Below are 3168 nucleotides of genomic sequence, written 5' to 3'. Positions count from 1 at the left end.
ACCGACAAGCCGGAGGACCGGCGCGGGATCGGCGGGGCCTTCTACATCGTCAAGATCGCCGGGGCCGCCTGTGCCGAGGCGAAGTCGCTGGACGAGGCCGAGGCGGTGGTGCGCAAGGCCCAGGCCGCTACCCGCACGATCGGCGTGGCGGTGCGGGCGGGCTCGCTGCCCGAGACGGGCGAGCCGACCTTCGAGCTGGGCGAAGGCGAGATCGAGATCGGTCTCGGCGTGCATGGCGAGCCAGGCGTGGAACGGTCGGCCCTGATGCCGGCCGACGAGCTGACCGCGAAGATGATCGACCGGCTGGTGAACGACCTGCCGTTCCAGCGGGGCGACCGGGTCGCCATGCTGCTGAACAATCTGGGGGCGACCACCCAGATGGAACTGCTGATCGTCAACCGGAAGGCCCGGCAGATCCTCCAGGACAAGGGGATCGAGGTGGCGCGCACCGACATCGGCGCGTACTTCACCTCCCAGGAGATGGCGGGCTTCTCGATTACCCTGATCCGTCTCGACGACGAGCTCGAGCGCCTGATCGAGGCGCCCTGCGAATCGCTTCCTTTCACCCAGCGTTGAGGTTTCCCGATGTCCGACCGCCTGACCGTCGACCAGACCAAGGCCGCACTCGTCGCGGCCGCCGATGCGATCATCGCGTCCACCGAGCGGCTGACCAAGGCCGACCAGGCGATCGGCGACGGTGACCATGGGCTCGGCATGGCGCGCGGCATGAAGGCGGCCAAGGAGGCGCTGGACAAGAAGCCGGCCGCCACGGTGGGCGACCTGTTCAAGTCGGTCGGCATGGCGATCGTCAGCACCAGCGGCGGCGCCTCGGGTGCGGTGTTCGGCACGCTGTTCACCGGGGCCGGCAAGGTGCTGACGGCGGACGTGCTGGACGCCGAGGGCTTCGCCACGGCGCTGGCCGAGGGGCAGAAGGCGGTGCAGGCGCGCGGCAAGGCCGAGCCCGGGCACAAGACCATGCTCGATGCGCTGGCGCCGGCTGCCGAGGCGGCCCGGGCCAATGCCGCCGCCGGCCTGCCGGCCGCGGCCCGCGCCGCCGCCACGGCCGCTGGGGAAGGGGTGGAGCGTACCAAGGACATGGTCGCCCAGTTCGGCCGGGCGCGCACGCTGGGCGACCGGGCGCTGGGCCATCCTGACCCGGGTGCCATCTCGGTGACCATCATCCTGGACGCCTTCGCCAGCACGATCGAAGGCTGAGCCAACCCATCCCGCCGGCAGCCGGCTCCGGCCCTGCTGCCGGCGGATGGTCGGTCGTCGGATTCGTTTCGTCGGGACAGGAGCCGGGCGGCTCGGGTTCGTTCGTGCAAAAGTGCGGACTTAGGTAGCAAACACACCTTACCGCCAATCTTAATTTCCAAGCCTGCCCACTATCATCCCTGGCATGGCTCCTTCCCACACGATCTCCGAACTGACCCGCCAGCGTGCAACCCTGGCCGGTGACATCCTGAAGCTGGAAGATGATCTGGCACGTCTGCGTACGATGCTGACGCACATCGACGCCGTTATCACCTATTTGGACCCCACCGCCGACCCCACTGGCATCAAACCCAGGCAACGTGGCCGCAAGCCCATCGTCCCTGACCTGTTCCGCTACACTCTTGAAGTCCTGCGCACGGCCGACGACCCCCTCACTGCCTGGGAGATATCCAAGGCAGTCATCGCCAAGCTCGGGATGGAGGAGCGCATGGTGAACCGTGTAGAACGCTCAGTGAGCCCCTACCTCAAGCGCAAGGAAGGGGAACTGGTGCGGCGGGTACCTGGGGATAACAGGATCGTCAGGTGGGAGTTGATATAAAGAGCTATTATTTTTAGATTATTTGAGATACAATGCTGAGAGCTTTATACCGTAACGAGGGCAAGATGCCTCTTAATCCGCCAGACTTCGCAGACCGTTACTTCGCCGGCCTATACGGAAAAGCCAGTTATGAATTTGGTTTGGACATTGAACGGAACCCTGATGTCCCTACCGAAGAATGGTGGCGCCGTCTTAACGACCTGACTGGGCACGTTCAGCCCGTATCTCGCGAAACAGATTATCAACCGTCGCAGTCAGCTTCTTTAGACCATCAATCATAGCTTGTTGTGCTTTGTACTGTTGATCCTGATGGTATATTAAGAGAATCAGAAGCTCTTCTACTGTTGCGCCGCCTGATATCTTAAGCGCTTGACGGTATTGCTGTACGTCCAATTTCTGAGCCTCCTCATTTGTAGAACGCACAGAGCTTGATCCGTATCCGGTTTTACCGTCAAGCCGCCCGCTGCCAATACCCGCACCAGTTCCGACTCTTGGCATGTGATAGCGCTCCGACGATTACCCGCTCCCACTGCACCCCATTGCTCTCCCGGCGCATGTCCTCCCGCCACGCCATCTCGCCCGCGTAGAACCGCAGGTATGGCCCGCTCAAGTGGTGGTGCTGGCCGTACTCGGCCCTACGCAGCCGACTGAAGAAGCTTTCGGCCTGATTGGTGCAGGCGCCGTCGTCCGAGAACGCGATCTGGTGGTTGATGCGGCTCACCTCAAACTTGGCGTGTAGGTCGTCCCAGGAAGCCGCTTCATCGGCATGAACCGTGCTACCGGCCTGCACACGACGGACGATGGTTGGCACTGCCTCGTTCTCCGACCGCACCACGAACGGCAGCGTGCGGCCTCCGCGCTCGCGCATGACGATAACCACGCGTCGCTTACCCGTCTGGTGCTGAGCCAGCCGCCGGTCCTTCCGGTCTTCCTTGCGGTTCTCCTGGCGAATGTGCCCGCCGACGTGGCAGCCATCGATCTCCACGACGCCTGCCGGTGAGTAGCGGTCCTGATCGGCGCTCATGCTCTCACGGATCTTGTGGGCCAGGACGAAGGCAGTCTTGGCCTGCACGTCCAGATCGCGGCTCAACTGCAAGGCGCTCAAGCCCTTCACCGCGTTCACGCTGATGGCGATGGCCAGCAGGTAGGTGCGGATCGGCAGCTTGCGGCTGGCGAAAATCGTTGAGCTGGTGACGGTGAACTGGTGCAGGCACGCCTTGCACTTGAAGATGCGACGGCTCTTGAACTCGTAGCACGCTGCACATCCACAGCGCGGGCAAACGGCTTCGCCCTTTGTGGCCTGCCAACGCAGCTTGCGGAACACGTCATAGGCTTCCTCGTCCGTCATCCGGGCC

At 63.6% G+C, this 3168-nt stretch carries 4 protein-coding genes; 3 read left to right on the top strand and 1 reads right to left on the bottom strand.

Annotated elements, in window-relative coordinates; all coding sequences use genetic code 11:
- The 3 genes from VNS22_RS08205 to VNS22_RS08195 form a co-directional block, all read left to right on the top strand.
- Positions 1 to 576: dihydroxyacetone kinase subunit DhaK (locus VNS22_RS08205; RefSeq protein WP_325731416.1), on the top strand; the 576-nt coding region annotated here is incomplete at its 5' end.
- 9 nt (positions 577 to 585) lie between these two features.
- Positions 586 to 1215, top strand: coding sequence for a dihydroxyacetone kinase subunit DhaL (dhaL, locus tag VNS22_RS08200; protein ID WP_325731414.1), 630 nt, complete (start codon positions 586 to 588; stop codon positions 1213 to 1215).
- Positions 1216 to 1399: 184 nt separating this feature from the next.
- The gene (locus VNS22_RS08195) at positions 1400 to 1813 is read left to right on the top strand and encodes a hypothetical protein (protein ID WP_325731412.1); all 414 of its coding nucleotides are present in this window, start codon (positions 1400 to 1402) and stop codon (positions 1811 to 1813) included.
- Between the two features lie 451 nt (positions 1814 to 2264).
- On the opposite strand, the gene VNS22_RS08190 is transcribed toward VNS22_RS08195, so the two are convergent.
- Positions 2265 to 3168 (bottom strand): IS1595 family transposase (locus VNS22_RS08190; RefSeq protein WP_325731410.1); only part of this gene is annotated, 904 nt, incomplete at its 5' end.

The organism is Geminicoccus sp. (genome assembly GCF_035556675.1).
In the GTDB taxonomy this organism is placed as follows: Bacteria; Pseudomonadota; Alphaproteobacteria; order Geminicoccales; family Geminicoccaceae; genus Geminicoccus.
This window is presented reverse-complemented; position numbering and strand designations above follow the sequence as displayed.